This window comes from Pantoea sp. Pa-EAmG, from assembly GCF_030024295.1.
In the GTDB taxonomy this organism is placed as follows: domain Bacteria; phylum Pseudomonadota; class Gammaproteobacteria; order Enterobacterales; family Enterobacteriaceae; genus Pantoea; species Pantoea dispersa.
In genome coordinates, this window is sequence record NZ_JASEWO010000043.1 from 1 (window position 1) to 19,903 (window position 19,903).

Below are 19,903 nucleotides of genomic sequence, written 5' to 3' on the forward strand. Positions count from 1 at the left end.
TGTCGTATTCAGCTTGCCCTTCAAACAAACAGGCGCGCGTGCGGCCATGAATGGTCAGGGCCTGAATACCACAGCGTTCAGCCAATTGGGCAATCTCTACACAATTACGATTTTCTTTGTCCCAGCCGGTGCGAATCTTCAGCGTAACCGGTACATCGACTGCGTTCACCACCGCACGGAGGATTGACTCCACCAGCTGCGGATGCTGCAGCAGCGCTGAACCTGCCATCTTACGATTCACTTTTTTAGCCGGGCAGCCCATGTTGATGTCGATAACCTGTGCACCGGACGCAACATTAATGCGCGCGGCGGCGGCCATCTCATCGGGATCGCAACCCGCAATTTGCACGGCGCGAATACCGGGCTCGTCACTATGCACCATACGCAAACGTGATTTGTCACTGGCCCAGACTTCCGGGTTCGATGACAGCATCTCGGAGACAGTCATACCGGCGCCGTTGTCATAACACAGGGTGCGAAATGGCTTGTCGGATACTCCGGCCATAGGCGCAGCGATGAGTCGATTACGTAGCTGGTGATGTCCAATGCGCATGAAAAAGAAGTGACCCTAACTGTTCGCAAGGCGGCGTATATTACGCATTTTTTCCGGAAGATGAAAGGCCAAACTTTGAACAATTCGCCGTTTAAGATCAGGGAAATGGGGCTTAGCAGCGGGGTATTCATCATTACTTGTTTAAATTCAGTGCATTACAAAAATACGCTGAAATTGTGAGCAAAAGTTTTTCCAAAAATATGCGCTGAATCACAACATAAAAACCGCCACTTCCGCGAATCGGCAAGAGAAATGGCGGTGATATGATTGAAAAGTGAACGGTTTATTTACGTTTGGTGAGTATTTCGTTACTCAACCACCAGCCGGCCATTGAGCGGCTGCACCGGGCGGCTGTTACCGTGTTCACCCAGCACCGCGCTAAAGGCCTGCAGCTGCTGTGTGGAAGCCGTTACCGGTTGCTTCATCACCAGCCAGCGCACGCCTTCACTGCACGGTGGCGTGGTGAGTGAACCGCTGAAGCGGTAGTAACGGCGATCGGCGGGTAGCAGTGGCGTAATATCGACATCCTGCTGCAGCGTAGCCGGCTGATTGACCTGCGCCGGCAGCGTATCCAGCAGCGTCGTCAGTACCGGATTTGCCGCACCGGCTTCGAACATCACCCCGATGACCGCCAGCTGCTGCTGCTCGTCACTGAATACAAAGTGGCCCTCAAGCGGATAGCGTTTGCCGTCGATCAGGTTTTCGCTCGGGGTATGGAAGTGGAACTGCTTCAGCGTGAAGGTCTCGCCGTCCAGCGTCAGCGTATCGCCCTGCTGCAGGTTGATCTGCACGGTGTGGCCGTTGTTAACAATCGCGGCCTGGCGCGCCTGCAGTTCCAGCGTCAGCGCCGGCAGACTGGCATGCAGCGCCTGGCGAATATCAATCGGCGACTGATTCACGCCCTGCTTGCAGACGTGAAAATCAGGGGACAGGTCGCCCCACTGCTGTGGCTGAGCATAATCCCAGGCGGCAGCCTGAACGTGAGCAAAAGGCGCTGCTGCCAGCAGCAGAGCGATCAGTGTGTGTTTGCTTTTCATCATCATTTATTCACTAAGCGATATATCAATGTTATGTGCCGCGCACGGCACGGTTAACAGGGATAGCGCTATCGCCTGGTGCAGCAGTCTAATGATTTCAATGTAAAGAAACGGCAGGAAAACGGGGCTGGCGGGGATTTGAGACAGGTCTCAGGCGGGCGAAATCGGGCCAGCAGTTGCTGGCCCATGCGTCGGTTAGCGGCGCACGCCAGTGATGCGGCACCACTCCTCTTTTTCCGCCACGGCGTCCAGCGCAAAACGCTCCGCATAGGCTTCACACACGCTTTCCGCCTGGCTGGCCAGCACGCCGGACAGACCAAGATGGCCGCCGGCTTTCGGCAGCACGCTAATCAGCGGCGCCAGTTCGCGCAGCGGACCGGCGAGGATATTGGCGACCACCACATCCGCCTGCAGGTTTTCCGGCTGCTGGTGCGGCAGATACAGCGACAGGCGGTCGGCCACGCCGTTGCGTTCGGCGTTATCCCGGCTGGCCTGGATCGCCTGCGGATCGATATCAATGCCGATCGCCTGGGCTGCACCGAGTTTCAGCGCGGCGATGGCCAGAATGCCGGAGCCACAGCCGAAATCGATCACCGTTTTGCCCTGCAGATCGAGGCCATCCAGCCAGCTCAGGCACAGCGACGTGGTGGGATGGGTGCCGGTACCAAAGGCCAGACCGGGATCAAGCATCACGTTGACTGCATCCGGATCCGGCACGTCGCGCCAGCTGGGGCAGATCCACAGGCGTTCACCGAAGCGCATCGGATGGAAGTTATCCATCCATTCGCGCTCCCAGTCTTTATCCTCGATCTGTTCGATCTTATGGCGGAAACCCGATCCCAGCAGCGGATGCTGGCTCAGTTCAGCCACTACGTCGTCCATGGCGGTTTCCGCGTCGAACAGGCCAGTCACATCGGTATCGCCCCACAGGCGGGTTTCACCGGGCAGCGGCTCATACACCGGGTTGTCGTGCGTGTCCTGAAAGGTGACTGACACCGCACCGGCGTCCATCAGCGCGTCGCTGAGGGTTTCGGCGTGCTCGCCGGTGCTGTTAATTTTGATTTGAATCCATGGCATAGCGTTTCTCTTTTATTCCAGGGCAGCATCGCGTGCGTCAGGCGCGCTGCCGAACAGATTACCCACCAGGAAGGCCAGCAGGCTTAATGTCAACGATGGCACGATAGGGTGAAAGCCCCACAGTTCGATTTTCAGGCTGGCAAGCAGCGTATAGCAACCGGCGCCCACCAGCATGCCACTGATGGCGCCCGCCGCATTGGCGCGCTCCCAGTACAGTCCCAGCACCAGCGGCCACAGAAAGACCGCTTCAAGGCCACCGAACGCCAGCAGGTTGAGCCAGATAATCATATCTGGCGGATTCCAGGCCGCCAGCAGCAGCAGCAGGCCGAGCACAAAGGTGATGGTGCCGGAGAGCAGCCGCAAACGCGCCTCGTTCTCGCTGTGCTGCGGCGCAATGCGCAGGTAAAGATCTTTGATCAGCGTAGCGGACGATTGCAGCAGCTGCGCATTAATCGTCGACATGATCGCCGCCATTGGCGCCGCGAGGAACACGCCAGCCGCCATCGGTGGCAGCACGGTGATCATCAGCGTCGGGATCACGCGATCCGGAATCGCCAGATCAGGCAGTACCGCGCGGCCGAGTGCGCCGGCCAGATGCATGCCGAGCATCAGTATCACTACCACGATAGTGCCAAGGATAATTCCACGGTGCAGCGCTTTGCTGTCTTTGTAGGAAATACAGCGCACGGCAGTATGCGGCAGCCCAATCACGCCAAAGCACACCAGCACGGCAAACGAGCTGAGGAAGGTCGGATTGATGACGTTGCCGACGCCTTCCGGTGATACCAGCTGCGGATCGATGCTGCGCAGTTTGGTGACCGCCGTTTCCAGTCCACCTGCCTGATGGATGACGGCAAACAGTAGCAGGAAGGTGCCAATCAGCATCACCAGCCCTTGCATGGCATCGTTGAGCACGCTGGCGCGAAAGCCGCCAAACGCGGTATACAGCGCGATGGTGCCGCCAAAAATCAGCAGCCCGGTGTCATAAGGAATACCGGCGGCCGTCTCCAGCAGGCGCGCGCCGCCGATGAACTGTACCGTCATGGCACCAATAAACGCCACCAGCAGGCTGATACTGGCCAGCCAGATAAGCAGCGGGCTGCGGTAGCGGCCATACAGCATGTCGTTGAGCGTCACGGCGTTGTAGCGTCGCGCCAGAATCGCGAATTTTTTTCCCAGCACGCCGAGCGACAGCCAGACTGCCGGCACCTGAATCATCGCCAGCAGCACCCAGCCCAGGCCGTATTTATACGCCGCACCGGGTCCGCCAATGAAGGAACTGGCGCTGATGTAGGTGGTGGTGATGGTCATCGCCAGCACAAAACCGCCCATCGAGCGACTGCCGAGAAAATACTCACTCAGAAAGTTGCCGTGGCGCTGTTTGCGCATGGCAAACACCGACAGCCCGGCGATCACCACCAGATAGGCCAGCAGTGGCAGAATGATTTCAGTTTCCATCGTGGTCCTCCAGAGACATATCGCGGAACACCACGCGCACCATCAGCCAGCACAGGCCGATGAACAGCAGCGGGGCGAACACGCAGGAGAACTCAAACCAGCGCGGTAAGCCGGTAATACCGCTTTGTGTGCCGCCGAGCCACGCGGACACGCCCCAGACAGCGAGGTACGCCAGCGTCAGGTACAGCGACCAGCGCGCCTCTTTGTTAGCTTGCAAAAAACGCCCATCCATCATGCAACCTCAAAGGCAACAAAAATGAAAAAGGCCGGTTTAACCGGCCTCTGCATTGCTCTGCGCTGCGCTTACTTCTCGTGCAGGCCGAGTTTTTTCTCCAGATAGTGGATGTTAGTACCACCCTGCTGGAAGTTTTCGTCGGTCATGATGCGCATCTGCAGATCGACGTTAGTCTTGATGCCGTCGATGATCAGTTCCGCCAGCGCATTTTTCATGCGCGCGATAGCCACGTCACGGTTTTCGCCGTAGGTGATCAGTTTACCAATCATTGAGTCGTAGTACGGCGGCACGCTGTAGCCGGCATAGATGTGCGATTCCCAGCGCACGCCAAAACCGCCTGGCGCGTGGAAACGGGTGATCTTGCCCGGGCTCGGCAGGAAGGTGTTCGGATCTTCGGCGTTGATACGGCACTCTACCGCATGACCGCGAACAATCACGTCTTCCTGTTTGATTGACAGCGGCTGACCGGCAGCAATACGCAGCTGCTCTTTGATCAGATCCACGCCGGTGATCATCTCGGTCACCGGATGCTCCACCTGAATACGGGTGTTCATCTCGATGAAGTAGAACTCACCGTTTTCGTACAGGAACTCGAAGGTACCCGCACCGCGATAGCCGATATCAATACAGGCCTTGGCACAACGCTCGCCGATGTTACGACGCAGCTCTGCCGTGATACCTGGCGCAGGCGCTTCTTCGACCACTTTCTGGTGGCGACGCTGCATTGAGCAGTCACGTTCCGCCAGATAGATCGCGTTGCCCTGACCGTCGGCCATCACCTGAATTTCAATGTGACGTGGGTTCTCGAGGAATTTCTCCATGTACACCATGTCGTTGTTGAAAGCCGCTTTGGCTTCCGCTTTCGTCATGCCGATGGATTGTTCCAGATCTTTTTCGCTGCGTACCACGCGCATGCCGCGACCGCCGCCGCCGCCGGAGGCTTTGATGATCACCGGATAGCCGATGCGCTTGGCGATGGCACGGTTTTTATCCATGTCATCGGTCAGCGAGCCGTCAGAGCCAGGTACGGTCGGTACGCCGGTTTTCTTCATTGCGGTGATCGCAGACACTTTGTCGCCCATCAGGCGAATGGTGTCGGCTTTCGGGCCGATGAAGATAAAGCCAGAGCGCTCAACCTGCTCAGCGAAATCGGCGTTCTCAGAGAGGAAGCCGTAGCCCGGGTGGATCGCCACTGCGCCAGTAATTTCGGCGGCAGAGATCAGTGCCGGGATGTTCAGATAACTTTTGACCGACTGCGCCGGGCCGATGCAGACGGTTTCGTCCGCCAGCAGCACGTGCTTCAGGTCGCGGTCCGCAGTGGAGTGCACGGCAACAGTCTTGATGCCCAGCTCTTTGCAGGCACGCAGAATGCGCAGCGCAATTTCACCGCGGTTAGCAATGACAATTTTATCCAGCATGCTTCGCCTCGTTATTCGATGACAACCAGCGGCTCGTCAAATTCAACCGGTTGGCCGCTTTCGACCAGGATCGCCTTCACAACGCCGGATTTATCGGCTTCGATCTGGTTCATCATTTTCATCGCTTCAACGATGCACAGGGTGTCGCCAGCGTTCACTTTCTGACCCACTTCCACAAACGCTTTGGCGTCCGGGCTTGGGGTGCGATAGAAGGTACCGACCATCGGCGAACGCACGATGTGGCCGCTGACTTCAGGTTTAGCCGCTTCTGCAGCGACAGGCGCAGTAGCAGGTGCAACCGCAGCAGCCAGCGCAGGCTGTGGAGCCGGAACAGCATAAGCCTGCTGCATCATAGGGTAACCGACATTGGCAGGTGAACGGCTGATGCGAACCGACTCTTCGCCTTCAGAGATTTCCAGCTCAGCGATGCCGGACTCTTCAACCAGTTCGATCAGTTTCTTAATTTTACGAATATCCATGAGTGTGGTTCCGTACTCTGTTTAATTGGAATGTGACAGGCGTTTTACGGCCGTTTGTAAAGCCCACGAGTAGCCGTCGGCGCCCAGTCCACAGATGACGCCGGCAGATACATCGGAAAGATAGGAGTGATGTCGGAACGGTTCGCGTGCATGCACATTAGAGAGATGCACCTCAATAAAAGGAATGCTAACCGCCAACAGCGCATCGCGCAGGGCAACGCTGGTGTGCGTAAACGCAGCCGGGTTGATGATGATGTAATCGACGTTGCTGCGGGCTTCGTGAATACGATCAATCAGCTGGTATTCCGCATTCGATTGCAAATGACTCAATTTCACATGGTGCTGGTCGGCCTGTTGTGTCAGATCGCTGACAATCTGCGCCAGCGTAGTGTAACCATACTTCTCAGGCTCGCGCGTTCCCAACAGGTTCAGGTTGGGTCCGTTTAACAGCAGTATGTGAAATTTATGCGCCATCTTGCGGCTATCTCCTGCAATCAGTGAGGCATCGCGTAAAATACCGCGACATCCTTCATTTGTCACTCTTCAGAGTGAAAAAGAAGACTTCGCTTGCAATAAAGCCGGGCATTATATCCGTTTCGAGGCAATTCGCAGCAAAATACTGGTCTTATCTGCGAAGTTGATCCGGCGAGGCCCGAAGGCCACACCTTTTAACAGATCTCGCAGCAGGAAAACAACCTTGCGGGGATTATCGGCGCAGAAGTTTACGCAACTTATTGTAACGCCAGCCTAACAGCGCCAGCGCCAGTAGTGCATAAATCCACGGCTGCGGTGACAGCACTTTCACAGACCAAAGATAGTGGACAGGCGCGAGGATCGCGACCAGATAGATGCCGTTGTGCAGCGTTTGCCAGCGGCGTCCCAGTTTGCGCTGGGCGCGCTGAAAAGAGGTGATGGCGAGAGCAAACAGAATAATCCAGCTGATCATGCCCAGTAACAAATAGGGGCGTGAGACAATCTCACTGCCGAGTAATCGCAGGTGATCGTAGCCCAGTTCCAGCAGATAGTAGCTGGTCAGGTGCAGACAGGCCCAGGCGAAGCACCACAGGCCGAGCAGCCGGCGGGTACGAATCAGCAGCGGCTGCTTCAGATAACGCGTCAGCGGGCTCACCAGCAGCGTCGCCAGCAGCAGCTTCAGCGCCATGCGGCCGGTAAAATGCTGGATATCTTTCGCCGGATCGGCGCTCAGCCAGCCCTGGTTTGCCGCCAGAAACAGGTACACCAGCGGCAAAAACGCCGCCAGATGCAGCACCACTTTCAGCAGCGTAACGTGGCGTAATGTCAGGCGCACTCAGTAGTTCTCCCGTAAATCGAGACCGCGATACAGCGAGGCCACCTCTTTAGCATAACCGTTGAACAGCAGCGTCGGCTGACGTTCCACCTTGAGAATGCCGCCCGCACCGATAAAGCGCTCGGTGGCCTGCGACCAGCGCGGGTGGTTAACGTGCGGATTCACGTTAGCGTAGAAGCCATACTCATTAGCGGCGATCTGGCTCCAGGTGGTGGGCGGACGATCGTGCGTCAGGGTAATTTTGACGATCGACTTAATCCCTTTGAAGCCATATTTCCACGGCACCGTCAGGCGAATCGGCGCGCCGTTTTGCGGCGGCAGCGCTTTGCCGTAAACGCCGGTGCTGAGCAGCGTCAGCGGATGCATCGCTTCGTCCAGCCGCAAGCCTTCAACATAGGGATAATCCAGCCCGCCGCCGATAAAGCGGTCCTTTTGTCCCGGCATCTGATCGGGCGCGTATAGCGTCTGGAAGGCGACATAGCGGGCATTGCTGGTGGGTTCAGCCAGCTTCAGCAGCTTGTTGAGTTCAAAGCCTACCCAGGGAATCACCATCGACCAGGCTTCAACGCAGCGCATGCGATAGATACGCTGCTCCATGGCGAAACGCTTGAAGATGTCGTCCATATCCAGCGTCATCGGCTTCGCCACTTCACCCTCAATGCGCAATTGCCACGGGTCGGTTTTCAGCGTGCCGGCATTGGCGGCGGGATCGGCTTTGTCGAGACCAAATTCGTAGAAGTTGTTGTAGCCTGCGACTTTATCAAACGGCGTCAGCGGCAGGTCCGCCTGCCACTGGGCCGGTTTACTGAACTGCAGATCGCGTCCGGCAGGCGCCGGCGGCCTGTCATTGCCCTTAAACCAGCTCAGCACATCGGCCTGTGCGCCGCCGGGCAGACTGGCCGCGGCAGCACCAAGCCCCAGCGCTTTCAGCACCTGGCGGCGGCGCAGATTAAAAATGCTTTCCGGCGTAACATCGGCTTCGGTAAGGATGTGCTTGCGCTTCATGGCGTTCTCCGGCAAATCGATTAACTGCAGCTAGCATGATCAAACGCTGCCCGGCGCGCCACTTTTGCTGGCAAAATGTGAAATTTCCTGGCCGGTGCGTTCTGTTGAGAATAGGACGAAAAAGCCGCCCCGGAAGGCAGCGCTTCACACTTTGACGTTATACTCGCGCCGCAGGGTGGCGAAACCCGGCGCCGGGCGGGCGCTGATTTGGATCGGTAATTGTGATAATTTGCTCAGGTTTGCACCAGCGCGGCTGGCGCGAACCGTTGGCTGGCGTTCATAAACCGCAGTGATACAGGCACAGGGATGCGATTAACAACCAAGTTTTCTGCGTTTATTACCTTATTAAGCTTACTGGCGATGTTACTGATGCTGGTAGGCTGCGCTTTTAGTTTTATCTGGCTGTCGCAGCAGCGCGTAGAGAACCGCGTGCAGACGCTGGCGACGGAAGTCGATAAAGCGCTGGCCAGCCAGTCACCGCAGGAACTGACGCATTGGCTGACGCGCCTGATGCCCGTCATCAATGCCGAACAGCTGGAACTGCATCACGATGATACCGTGCTGTTCCGCCTCGCGCGCCATGAAAATCCGATGCTGGAAGACGAGCCCAACCGTTTCATTCAACTGGATGTGCCGCTGGTGCACGCGCCGGGCATGGCGCTGCGCGTGGTGGTGCTCGATCCCGCCAAAACCTGGTTCCGCTCGTTCACCGGTGCCTACACGCTGATTATCCTGCTGACGGTGGTGGCGATCATGTCGGCGCTGCTGGTGATGACGCACCGCTGGCTTAACCGCCGCTGGCAGCATATGGAGCGGCTGGAGGCGCGTGCGGAGCGCATCCTTGCTGGCGAGCGCGCGCCGCGCAGCGATACCATCGCCGAATGGCCGCCGAAAGCCAGCCGCGCTATCGATCTGCTGCTGGGGGATTTACAGGAAGCCGGCGAGCAGCGTCTGCGTATCGACACCTTAATCCGCACCTTTGCCGCGCAGGATTCGCGCACCGGCCTGAATAATCGCCTGTTTTTCGATAACCAGCTGGCCACGTTGCTGGAAGACCAGGAAGACGTTGGCACGCACGGTGTGGTGATGATGGTGCGGCTGCCGGACCTCGACACCCTGCATGAAACCCTCGGACCGACGCTGGTCGATGAATACCTGTTCGACCTGGTGAACATGCTCTCCACCTTCGTGCTGCGCTATCCGGGTGCGCTGCTGGCGCGCTATTTCCGCAGCGACTTTGCCGTACTGCTGCCGCACCGCACTTTGAAAGAGGCCAACAGCATTGCCGACCAGCTGATCAACGCGGTGGATTCACTGCCGCCGATGCGCATGGTGGATCGTGATGACCTAATCCACATTGGCATCAGCGCCTGGCGCAGCGGCGAGTCGGTGTCGCAGGTGATGGAGAATGTCGAACTGGCCACGCGCCGGGCGGCGCTGCAGGGCGGCAACAACTGGTCGGTAGGCGAGGGCAATACGCTGGAGATGGGGCGCGGCAGCGTGCGCTGGCGCACCCTGCTGGAAAACACCGTAAACCGCGGCGGCCCGCGTCTGTACCAGAAACCGGCGGTGCTGCTGGACGGCAAAGTGCATCACCGTGAAATGCTGGCGCGCGTGTTCGACGGCGATAAAGAGGTGGTGTCGGCAGAGTTCATGCCGCTGGTGCTGCAGCTTGGCATGGCCGACAGCTGGGATCGTCAGCTGGTCATGCGTATTGCGGCGCTATCGGAGGTCTGGCCGGATGAAACGCTGGCGCTGCCAGTGAATATCGATTCGCTGCTGCAACGGCCGTTCCAGCGCTGGCTGCAAAAATTGCTGCTGCAGTGCAGTAAATCGCAAAGAAAACGATTTTTATTTGAACTTGCTGAGGCGGATGTTTGTCAACACATCAATCGTTTAGTGCCGGTTTTCCGTATGCTAACCGCGTTTGGCTGTCGGATTGCGGTAGATCAGGCCGGATTAACGGTGGTGAGTAGCGCTTACATCAAGCAGTTCCCGATTGAGCTGATCAAGCTCGACCCGGGTCTGATTCGCAACATTGAGCGCCGTACAGAAAATCAGCTGTTCGTGCAAAGTTTGCTGGAAGTGTGTAAATCCACGCCCACCAAAGTCTTTGCCGCCGGTGTACGCACGCGCGCGGAGTGGCAAACGCTGGCCGGGCTGGGCGTCGCGGGCGGCCAGGGCGACTTTTTTGCTCCTTCGCTGCCGGTGAACAGTAACGTGAAGAAACACTCGCAACGTTACCGGATTTAGCGCGTCAGCCACAGATACGGCAGCAGGGGGCTATTTTTCGCCTTTATGCCGTGCGCAGCCGGCGCGATCGGCGGCGGGAAATGTTAGATTTTATGTCGGAATTCACCCGCGACCGGCGGGTGAATTTGCGTTTAGAGCGGCAGCTTAGCGCCGTTTAACGCCGGTGTCGGACGGCAGCACCGCCGCGAAAAATTATTCAGCCTGGTTTTTCACCGAAGCAGAACGTTTTTGCGCCTTGTAGCGGCTTCGCGTGGTTGGTAAAGTAGGCGGATTTTATTTTCCGCCCCCAGCTTGCAGGATTATCCCTTAGTATGTTTAAAAAATTTCGTGGCATGTTTTCCAATGACTTGTCCATTGACCTGGGTACCGCCAATACCCTGATTTACGTAAAAGGACAAGGCATCGTGCTGAACGAGCCTTCTGTGGTTGCCATTCGTCAGGATCGCGCCGGCTCCCCAAAGAGCGTAGCGGCTGTTGGTCATGATGCAAAGCAGATGCTTGGCCGTACGCCGGGTAACATCGCAGCTATCCGTCCGATGAAAGATGGCGTTATCGCCGACTTCTTCGTGACTGAAAAAATGCTCCAGCACTTCATCAAGCAAGTGCACAGCAACAGCTTTATGCGCCCCAGCCCACGCGTGCTGGTGTGCGTGCCGGTTGGTGCGACCCAGGTTGAGCGTCGTGCCATCCGCGAATCGGCGCAGGGCGCCGGTGCCCGTGAAGTGTTCCTGATTGAAGAACCCATGGCCGCGGCAATCGGCGCGGGTCTGCCAGTGTCAGAAGCGACCGGCTCGATGGTGGTGGATATCGGTGGCGGTACGACCGAAGTCGCGGTTATCTCCCTGAACGGCGTGGTTTACTCTTCTTCTGTGCGTATTGGTGGCGATCGCTTCGATGAAGCTATCATTAACTACGTGCGCCGTAATTACGGCTCGCTGATTGGTGAAGCCACCGCTGAGCGTATCAAGCATGAGATCGGTTCTGCTTATCCGGGTGACGAAGTGCGCGAGATCGAAGTGCGCGGTCGTAACCTGGCTGAGGGCGTGCCGCGTGGCTTTACGCTGAACTCCAATGAAATCCTGGAAGCGCTGCAGGAGCCACTGACCGGTATCGTCAGTGCCGTGATGGTCGCGCTGGAGCAGTGCCCGCCGGAGCTGGCGTCTGACATCTCCGAGCGCGGTATGGTGCTGACCGGTGGCGGTGCGCTGCTGCGTAACCTGGATCGTCTGCTGATGGAAGAGACCGGTATTCCGGTGGTAGTCGCAGAAGATCCGCTGACCTGCGTAGCGCGCGGCGGCGGTAAAGCACTGGAAATGATCGACATGCATGGCGGCGATTTGTTCAGCGAGGAGTAATTCCTCTCCGGCTGAGACCGTGGTCAAATTGCGCAGGGAATAGCGACGATACCCAAAATCAGCACAACGGCAGGACGATGGCCATCGCATGCCGCACGGCAGCCTCAGCAGCAGGCACCGGGCAGCAACGGCACAACGTCGTCACTGCGGTTTGCAGGATGCGGGGTAACTGGCGACGCTGCGCACGACGGCGTATAGCGTCCAGCCCTGGAGGCGTGAGTGCTGACACTCACGCTTCTTCCCTGATGTCGAGGAATTCGCAGAATTTATGAAGCCGATTTTTAGCAGGGGACCTTCCCTGCAGTTGCGCCTGTTTCTGGCCGTGATTGTGGCTATCGCGATTATTGTCGCCGATAGCCGGATAAGCACGTTCTCCCAGATCCGCAACTACCTGGACACGTCGGTCAGTCCATTTTACTTCCTGGCCAACGGGCCACGACAGCTTCTTGACGGCGTTTCCGAAACGCTGGCCTCGCGCCAGCAGCTGGAGCTGGAAAATAAAGCGCTGCGCCGTGAGCTCTTCCTGAAAAACAGTGACCTGCTGATGCTGGGGCAATACAAGCAGGAAAACGCGCGTCTGCGCGAGCTGCTCGGCTCGCCGCTGCGTCAGGATGAGCACAAAATGGTGACCCAGGTGATCTCCACCGGCACCGATCCTTACACCGATCAGGTGATCATCGATAAAGGCAGCGTCAACGGCGTGTATGAAGGCCAGCCGGTGATCAGCGATAAAGGCGTGGTCGGCCAGGTGGTGGCGGTAGGGCAGATGACCAGCCGCGTGCTGCTGATTTGCGATGCCTCGCACGCCCTGCCGATTCAGGTGCTGCGTAACGATATTCGCGTCATCGCCGCCGGTAACGGCTGCAGCGAAGATCTGCAACTGGAGCATCTGCCGGGCAATACGGATATTCGCGTCGGTGATGTGCTGGTGACGTCGGGCCTGGGCGGACGCTTCCCGGAAGGGTATCCGGTCGGCGTGGTGTCGTCAGTGAAAGTGGATACGCAGCGTGCCTATACCGTGATTCAGGCGCGTCCGACCGCCGGTCTGCAGCGTCTGCGCTACCTGCTGCTGCTGTGGGGTGCGGATAAGAACGGCGACATGCCGATGGCACCGGACGAAGTGCATCGCGTTGCCAACGAACGCCTGATGCAGATGATGCCGCAAGTGCTGCCGCCCGCGGGCGAAATGGGGCCGCCGGCACCCGCCATGATGCAGCAAAATCAGCAGATGGGGCCGCCACAGCCCGCCGCCAGCAGCCGTTCGCAGGGTAATCCGGCGAACTCGCGCGGAGGCCAGCCTTGAGTCGATATCGCAGCCAGGGGCGTTGGGTGATCTGGCTGTCCTTCCTTGTTGCGCTTATCCTGCAAATCATGCCGTGGCCGGATCAGATTTACATGTTCCGGCCATCTTGGCTGTTGCTGATCCTGATCTACTGGGTGCTGGCGCTGCCGCACCGGGTCAATGTGGGCACCGGCTTTTTCCTCGGCGCCATTATGGATCTGGTCGCCGGCTCAACGCTGGGCGTGCGTGCGCTGGCGTTCAGCATTATCGCCTATCTGGTGGCCTTTAAATTTCAGCTATTCCGCAATCTGGCGTTGTGGCAGCAGGCATTAATGGTTATGGTGCTGTCGCTGGCGGTTGATGTGATTGTTTTCTGGGCAGAATTTTTGGTCATCAACGTCTCCTTCCGCCCGGAAATCTTCTGGAGTAGCGTGGTCGACGGTATCCTGTGGCCCTGGCTATTCTTACTGATGAGAAAGATTCGCCGTCAGTTTGCTGTGCAATAAGGAATACAATGATAACCCTCTACCTGGCTTCCGGCTCACCGCGTCGGCGCGAGCTGTTAACGCAGCTTGGCCTGCAGTTTGAGCGCCTGATTACCGATGTTGAAGAGCAGCGTCAGCCGGGCGAAGCGGCGGAGTCTTATGTGCGGCGTCTGGCCAGCGATAAGGCGCGGGCCGGCGTGCAGATAGCACCGCAGGATCTGCCGGTGCTGGGCGCTGACACCATCGTGGTGCTGAATGGCGAAGTGCTGGAGAAACCGCGCGATGCGGCGCATGCCGCGCAGATGCTGGGTAAACTGGCCGGGCAAACCCATCAGGTCATGACGGCCGTGGCGCTGGCCGATGCGCAGGGCGAGCTGGATTGCCTGGTGACCACAGACGTGACATTCCGCACTATCACGGCAGAGGAAATTTCGCACTATATCGCCAGCGGCGAGCCGATGGATAAAGCCGGCGCGTACGGAATTCAGGGCCTGGGCGGCAACTTTGTACGCCGCATCAATGGAAGTTATCACGCCGTAGTGGGATTGCCGCTGGTGGAAACCGGCGAACTGCTGAGCCATTTTCAGTCGCTGCGTGCGTTAAGGGGACAAGATGACGGCTGAACTGCTGGTAAATGTGACACCTTCTGAAACCCGTGTTGCCTATATTGACGGCGGCATTCTGCAGGAAATCCATATTGAGCGCGAAGCGCGGCGCGGTATTGTCGGCAATATCTACAAAGGGCGCGTCAGCCGGGTACTGCCGGGCATGCAGGCGGCGTTTGTCGATATCGGGATGGACAAAGCGGCCTTTCTGCACGCCTCGGATATCATGCCGCACACCGAATGCGTGGCGGGTGATGAGAAGAAGAACTTTATCGTGCGCGATATCGCCGAGCTGGTGCGTCAGGGACAGGATTTAATGGTGCAGGTGGTGAAAGATCCGCTCGGCACCAAAGGCGCCCGCCTCACCACCGATATTACGCTGCCGTCGCGCTACCTGGTCTTTATGCCGGGGGCTTCACACGTGGGCGTCTCACAGCGCATTGAAAGCGAAGCCGAACGTGAGCGGCTGAAAGCGGTGGTTGCCGCTTACTGTGACGATCTCGGCGGCTTTATTATTCGTACCGCCGCAGAAGGCATTGGCGCAGAAGAGCTGGCGCAGGACGCGGCATTTTTAAAGCGCCTGTGGACCAAAGTCAGCGAGCGTAAGAAGCGCAACCAGACGCGCTGCCTGCTGTACGGCGAGCTGGCGCTGGCGCAGCGCGTGCTGCGCGATTTCGCCGGCGCAGCGCTGGATCGCATCCGCGTCGATTCGCGCCTGACCTGCGATCTGCTGGTGGAATTTACCAGCGAATATATTCCGGAGATGGCCAGCAAGCTGGAGCTATACAACGGCAAGCAGCCGATTTTCGATCTCTATGACGTGGAGAACGAGATTCAGCGTTCGCTCGAGCGCAAGGTGGAACTGAAATCTGGCGGTTACCTGATTATCGACCAGACCGAAGCCATGACCACGGTGGACATTAACACCGGTGCGTTTGTCGGCCACCGCAACCTCGACGAAACCATTTTTAATACTAATATCGAAGCCACGCAGGCGATTGCGCGCCAGCTGCGGCTGCGTAATCTCGGCGGCATTATCATCATCGACTTTATCGACATGAATAATGACGATCATCGCCGGCGCGTGCTGCACTCGCTGGAGAGCGCGCTGAGCAAAGATCGCGTCAAAACCAGCATCAACGGCTTCTCCGCGCTGGGGCTGGTCGAGATGACGCGCAAACGCACGCGCGAAAGCATTGAGCATGTGCTGTGTGCCGATTGCCCGGTGTGCCAGGGACGTGGTTCGCTGAAGACGGTGGAGACCGTGTGCTATGAAATCATGCGTGAAATCGTCCGTGTCCATCACGCTTACGACTCCGACAGCTTCCTGGTGTACGTGTCGCCCGCAGTGGGTGAAGCGCTGAAAAGCGATGAGTCGCACGCGCTGGCCGAAGTGGAAATTTTTGTCGGCAAGCAGGTCAAAGTACAGGTTGAACCGCTCTACACGCAGGAGCAGTTTGACGTCGTCATGATGTAAGTCGTGAGGTTGAACGCCGTAACCCAACGGAAAGCAAGGAGAGGTGTGTGAGGCGGTTGCCGGGGATTTTGTTACTGCTGCTCGCCGCAATCATCGTCATTGTGGCGCTGCTGGTCAGCGGGCTGCGCCTTGTGATGCCGCATCTCAACAGCTATCGCGGCGAGGTGCTGCATACCCTTTCGCGCGTCAGCGGCGTCACCATCGATGCCAGTGAAGTTCAGGGAAAATGGGAGAATTTTGGCCCGACCCTGCAGGTACGCGATCTGCGTATCGACATGGAAAAAGATGGCGAGCTGCAGATTGGCCGCGTTACGCTGGCGCTCAATGTGTGGCAGTCGCTGCTGCACTGGCGCTGGCAGTTCCGCGATCTCACCTTCTGGCAGCTGCGGCTGGCAACCAACCGTCCGTTGCTCACCAGCGACGAGCAAAAAAACAGCTTTAAACCGGCCCAAATCAACGATCTGTTCTTACGCCAGTTTGACCATTTCGATCTGCGCGACAGCAGCATCCGTTTTCTCACGCCTTCCGGCCAGCATGCCGAACTGGCGATTCCCCGCCTTACCTGGCTGAACGAGGACAACCGCCATCGCGCCGAAGGCGAAGTGAGCCTGTCCAGCTTCACCGGCCAGCACGGCGTGGTGCAGGTACGGCTCGATCTTAACGATACTAACGGCTTACTCAACGACGGCCGCATCTGGATGCAGGCCGATGATGTGGACGTGCGCCCGTGGATTGGCCGCTGGCTGCGTGATAATACCAGCCTGCAAAGCGCGCGTTTCAGCCTGGCCGCGTGGGTCAACCTGCGCGACGGCGAAGTGTACGCGGGCGATCTGCTGCTGAGCAAAGGCGGCGCACGCTGGCGCGGCGAGCAGGGCGATCATCAGCTGCAGGTGGATGGCCTGACCGCGCATCTGGCGCGCTACCAGAATGGCTGGAGCCTGACGGTGCCGCAAACCCGGCTGATGACTGACGGCGTGGCCTGGGATGCCGGCCATATCGCCCTGCTGTGGAAGCCGGAAGATAAACAGATGATCGGCGCGAACAGTGCAGCAGAAGTGCGGGTGCGTGCCACCCGGCTCGATCTGCAGCGTCTGGCACCGCTGGTGCCGCTGTTTGCGCCGCTCTCGCCCACGCTGCTGGACAACTGGCGGGCGCTGCAGCCGCGCGGCTATATCGACGCGCTGGCGCTGGATATTCCGCTGGCGCAGCCGGAGCAGACGCGTTTGCAGGCGCGCTGGCGCGATCTGGCGTGGCAGCACTGGCAGCTTTTGCCGGGCATCAGCAATCTGAGCGGCAGCGCCAGCGGCAGTCTGAACCACGGCCAGCTGGATGTGCAGATGGGCCAGGCCGAAGTGCCGTACGGCGATATGTTCCAGGCGCCGTTACAGATTCAGCAGGTCACCGGCAGGATTAACTGGCTGCGCGATGGCAACGGCCTGACGCTGGATGGCCAGCAGCTGGACGTGCAGGCACGTTCGCTATGGGCGCGCGGCGATTTCCGCTATCAGCAAAATGTCGGTAAAGCGCCGCGCCTCGACATTCTTGCCGGGATTCGCGTCACCGACGCCGGTGATGCCTGGCGCTACTTCCCCGAGCCGCTGATGGGCCACGATCTGACGCAGTATCTCAGCGAAGCGGTCAAAGGCGGCCAGGTGGAGAATGCCACGCTGCTGTTTGCCGGGGATCCGCGTCTGTTCCCGTTTAAGCACCACGACGGCATGTTTGAAGTGGCCGTGCCGGTGCGCAATGCTACCTTCCAGTTCCAGCCGGGCTGGCCGGCGCTGCAAAACCTCGATATCGACCTCGATTTTATTAACGATGGTCTGTGGATGAAGGCGGCGCAAACCCGGCTGGGCGCGGTGGACGCGCGCAACGTCAGTGCGGTAATCCCGGATTACCTGAAAGAGAAGCTGATCATTGACGGTGATTTGAGCGGCGAAGGTAAAGATATCGCCGACTATTTCGCCCGCACGCCGCTCAAATCCACGCTGGGTGCGGCGCTGGAGCAGCTGCAGATTAGCGGCAACGTGCGTGGTTCGCTCAACCTGGATATTCCGCTGGATGGGGAACTGGTGCACGCCAGCGGTAACGTGGTGCTGAATAACAACAGCCTGCACATTAAGCCGCTTAACACCACGCTGAAAAACCTGACCGGACGTTTCCGCTACAACAACGGAAACCTGGAGAGTGAAGAGCTGCAGGCCAACTGGTTCGGTCAGCCCACCGGCGTGCGTTTCACCACCACGGAAAATCCCGATGATTTTGGCGTTAACGTCAAACTGCTGGGCGACTGGCAGCCGGCAAAACTGGCCATGCTGCCCGCCAGCGTAAGCAGTAAGCTGGGCGGCAGTCTGGCGTGGCAGGGCAATGTCGACATCACGCTGCCGCATCAGGGTGGGGCGCGCTACAAGGTTGATATCAACGGTGACGGCAAGACAGTGAGCAGTCACTTACCTCCACCACTGGATAAAGAGGCCGGTGAGGCACTGCCCATCGCCATTAATGCCAGCGGCGATTTGCACAGTTTTAACCTCAGCGGCAGCGTGCGTGAGCACCATCGCTTTAACAGCCGCTGGCTGCTGGAGCCGCAGCTGCGCGTTGATCGCGGTATCTGGCTGAATGATGCCAAAAGCACGCCGGCGCTACCGGATCGGCGTGGGATGGTGCTTAATCTGCCGGCGCTGGACGGCGAAGCCTGGCTGGGGCTGATGACCGGCGCGACGGGTTCACGCAATGCGCAGGGCGAGACGGACATCGGCGGCGCACTGCTGCCGGGCGATGTGACGCTGCGCACTCCGGCCCTGACGCTCGGCGGCCAGCAGTGGCACGATGTTAATGCCACGGTGACCCAGGGCGCGGGCGGCAGTACGCAGCTGCAGCTGGAGAGCCGCGAAGCGCGCGGCAGCCTGCGAACCGCACAACACGCGCCGTGGCAAATCGACCTGAGCTATCTTTATTACAATCCGCAATGGAGTGACGACGAAGCGGGCAAGGCCTCCTCGCCGTTCAGTGGGGACAGCGGCATTGATTTCCGCAGCTGGCCAGCGCTGCAGCTCAACTGCGCTGAGTGCTGGCTGCGCGGGCAGAAGTTCGGCCACATTCAGGCCAGGCTCCAGCCGCAGGGAGAGACGTTAGCACTCACTAACGGCAGCGTCGATACCGGCAGCTCGAAGCTCAATGTCGCGGGTGAATGGGTGAACAAAGCGGGCGAGCAGCGCACCTCGTTAAAAGGCAGCCTGAGCGGCAAAAATATCAATGATGCCACCAACTGGTTTGGCATGAACACGCCGCTGCGCGATGCGCCGTTTAAAATTGATTATGACCTGCACTGGCGCTCCGCACCGTGGCAGCCTTCAGAAAAGACGCTGAGCGGCACGCTGAAAACCCACTTCGGCAAAGGGCAGATTGCGGATGTGAACACCGGTCGTGCCGGACAGTTGTTGCGGCTGGTGAGCTTCGATGCCCTGCTGCGTAAGCTGCGCTTCGATTTTAGCGATACCTTTAATGAAGGTTTCTGGTTTGATTCGATTAACGGCACGGCGTGGATTGAAAACGGCGTGATGCGCACCGATAACCTGCTGGTGGATGGCCTCGAAGCGGATATCGCCATGCAGGGCAAAATAGATCTTGTGCAGCGGCAAATCGACATGGAAGCGGTGGTGGCACCGGAGATCGGTGCCTCGGTTGGCGTGGCCACCGCGTTTGTGATTAACCCGGTGGTCGGCGCGGCGGTTTTTGCCGCCAGCAAGGTGCTGGCACCGTTGTGGAATAAGATTTCGCTGCTGCGCTATCACATCAGCGGACCGCTGGATAAGCCGGAAATCAATGAAGTGCTGCGCAAACCGCGCGAAGCCGATAAGAAGTGAATTTGACGC

17 protein-coding genes are annotated in these 19,903 nt (G+C 58.6%); 7 read left to right on the top strand and 10 right to left on the bottom strand.

Annotation, left to right across the window (positions count from 1 at the left end):
- The 10 genes from QMM04_RS08395 to msrP all read right to left on the bottom strand — a co-directional run.
- A partial coding sequence (locus tag QMM04_RS08395; protein WP_282995993.1) for a tRNA-dihydrouridine synthase occupies positions 1–553 on the bottom strand: 553 nt, incomplete at its 3' end.
- 308 nt (positions 554–861) lie between these two features.
- Positions 862–1,590, bottom strand: a complete 729-nt coding sequence (locus tag QMM04_RS08400) for a carbonic anhydrase family protein (RefSeq protein WP_282996005.1) — start codon at positions 1,588–1,590, stop codon at positions 862–864.
- 195 nt (positions 1,591–1,785) lie between these two features.
- Entirely contained in the window at positions 1,786–2,667 is an 882-nt protein-coding gene (gene prmA, locus QMM04_RS08405) for a 50S ribosomal protein L11 methyltransferase (protein ID WP_058759886.1), read from the bottom strand.
- A 12-nt stretch (positions 2,668–2,679) separates the two neighbouring features.
- Positions 2,680–4,125 (bottom strand): sodium/pantothenate symporter, encoded by a 1,446-nt coding sequence (panF, locus tag QMM04_RS08410; protein ID WP_238561430.1) that lies wholly within the window; start codon positions 4,123–4,125, stop codon positions 2,680–2,682.
- Positions 4,115–4,357, bottom strand: coding sequence for a YhdT family protein (locus tag QMM04_RS08415; protein ID WP_058759884.1), 243 nt, complete (start codon positions 4,355–4,357; stop codon positions 4,115–4,117). Before QMM04_RS08415 ends, panF begins: the two co-directional genes overlap by 11 nt.
- A 71-nt stretch (positions 4,358–4,428) precedes the next feature.
- Entirely contained in the window at positions 4,429–5,778 is a 1,350-nt protein-coding gene (gene accC, locus QMM04_RS08420; RefSeq protein ID WP_282995994.1) for an acetyl-CoA carboxylase biotin carboxylase subunit, read from the bottom strand.
- A gap of 11 nt (positions 5,779–5,789) precedes the next feature.
- Positions 5,790–6,257 carry an acetyl-CoA carboxylase biotin carboxyl carrier protein gene (gene accB / locus QMM04_RS08425; protein ID WP_222986072.1) on the bottom strand — a complete coding sequence of 156 codons (468 nt, stop codon included), beginning with the start codon at positions 6,255–6,257 and terminating at the stop codon, positions 5,790–5,792.
- Between the two features lie 21 nt (positions 6,258–6,278).
- The gene (gene aroQ / locus QMM04_RS08430) at positions 6,279–6,731 is read right to left on the bottom strand and encodes a type II 3-dehydroquinate dehydratase (protein WP_282995997.1); all 453 of its coding nucleotides are present in this window, start codon (positions 6,729–6,731) and stop codon (positions 6,279–6,281) included.
- 232 nt (positions 6,732–6,963) lie between these two features.
- On the bottom strand, positions 6,964–7,566 hold the full coding sequence (gene msrQ / locus QMM04_RS08435; RefSeq protein ID WP_021508155.1) for a protein-methionine-sulfoxide reductase heme-binding subunit MsrQ: 603 nt from the start codon (positions 7,564–7,566) through the stop codon (positions 6,964–6,966).
- Positions 7,567–8,571, bottom strand: a complete 1,005-nt coding sequence (msrP, locus tag QMM04_RS08440; protein WP_058759882.1) for a protein-methionine-sulfoxide reductase catalytic subunit MsrP — start codon at positions 8,569–8,571, stop codon at positions 7,567–7,569.
- Positions 8,572–8,877: 306 nt separating this feature from the next.
- On the opposite strand from msrP, the gene csrD reads away from it, so the two are divergent.
- The 7 genes from csrD to yhdP all read left to right on the top strand — a co-directional run bounded on the left by csrD (position 8,878) and on the right by yhdP (position 19,894).
- The gene (csrD, locus tag QMM04_RS08445; protein ID WP_150360355.1) at positions 8,878–10,824 is read left to right on the top strand and encodes an RNase E specificity factor CsrD; all 1,947 of its coding nucleotides are present in this window, start codon (positions 8,878–8,880) and stop codon (positions 10,822–10,824) included.
- 311 nt (positions 10,825–11,135) lie between these two features.
- Entirely contained in the window at positions 11,136–12,179 is a 1,044-nt protein-coding gene (gene mreB / locus QMM04_RS08450) for a rod shape-determining protein MreB (RefSeq protein ID WP_003855260.1), read from the top strand.
- A gap of 268 nt (positions 12,180–12,447) precedes the next feature.
- Positions 12,448–13,482, top strand: a complete 1,035-nt coding sequence (gene mreC / locus QMM04_RS08455; RefSeq protein WP_021508152.1) for a rod shape-determining protein MreC — start codon at positions 12,448–12,450, stop codon at positions 13,480–13,482.
- Positions 13,479–13,967 (top strand): rod shape-determining protein MreD, encoded by a 489-nt coding sequence (gene mreD, locus QMM04_RS08460; protein ID WP_031279826.1) that lies wholly within the window; start codon positions 13,479–13,481, stop codon positions 13,965–13,967. The genes mreC and mreD overlap by 4 nt, the downstream gene beginning before the upstream one ends.
- Positions 13,968–13,975: 8 nt before the next feature.
- Complete coding sequence (locus QMM04_RS08465; RefSeq protein ID WP_150059493.1) at positions 13,976–14,569, top strand: Maf family protein; 594 nt, start codon at positions 13,976–13,978, stop codon at positions 14,567–14,569.
- Positions 14,559–16,028 carry a ribonuclease G gene (rng, locus tag QMM04_RS08470; RefSeq protein WP_021508149.1) on the top strand — a complete coding sequence of 490 codons (1,470 nt, stop codon included), beginning with the start codon at positions 14,559–14,561 and terminating at the stop codon, positions 16,026–16,028. Before QMM04_RS08465 ends, rng begins: the two co-directional genes overlap by 11 nt.
- 47 nt (positions 16,029–16,075) lie before the next feature.
- Positions 16,076–19,894 carry an AsmA2 domain-containing protein YhdP gene (gene yhdP, locus QMM04_RS08475; RefSeq protein ID WP_282996000.1) on the top strand — a complete coding sequence of 1,273 codons (3,819 nt, stop codon included), beginning with the start codon at positions 16,076–16,078 and terminating at the stop codon, positions 19,892–19,894.
- Positions 19,895–19,903 lie beyond the last annotated feature (9 nt).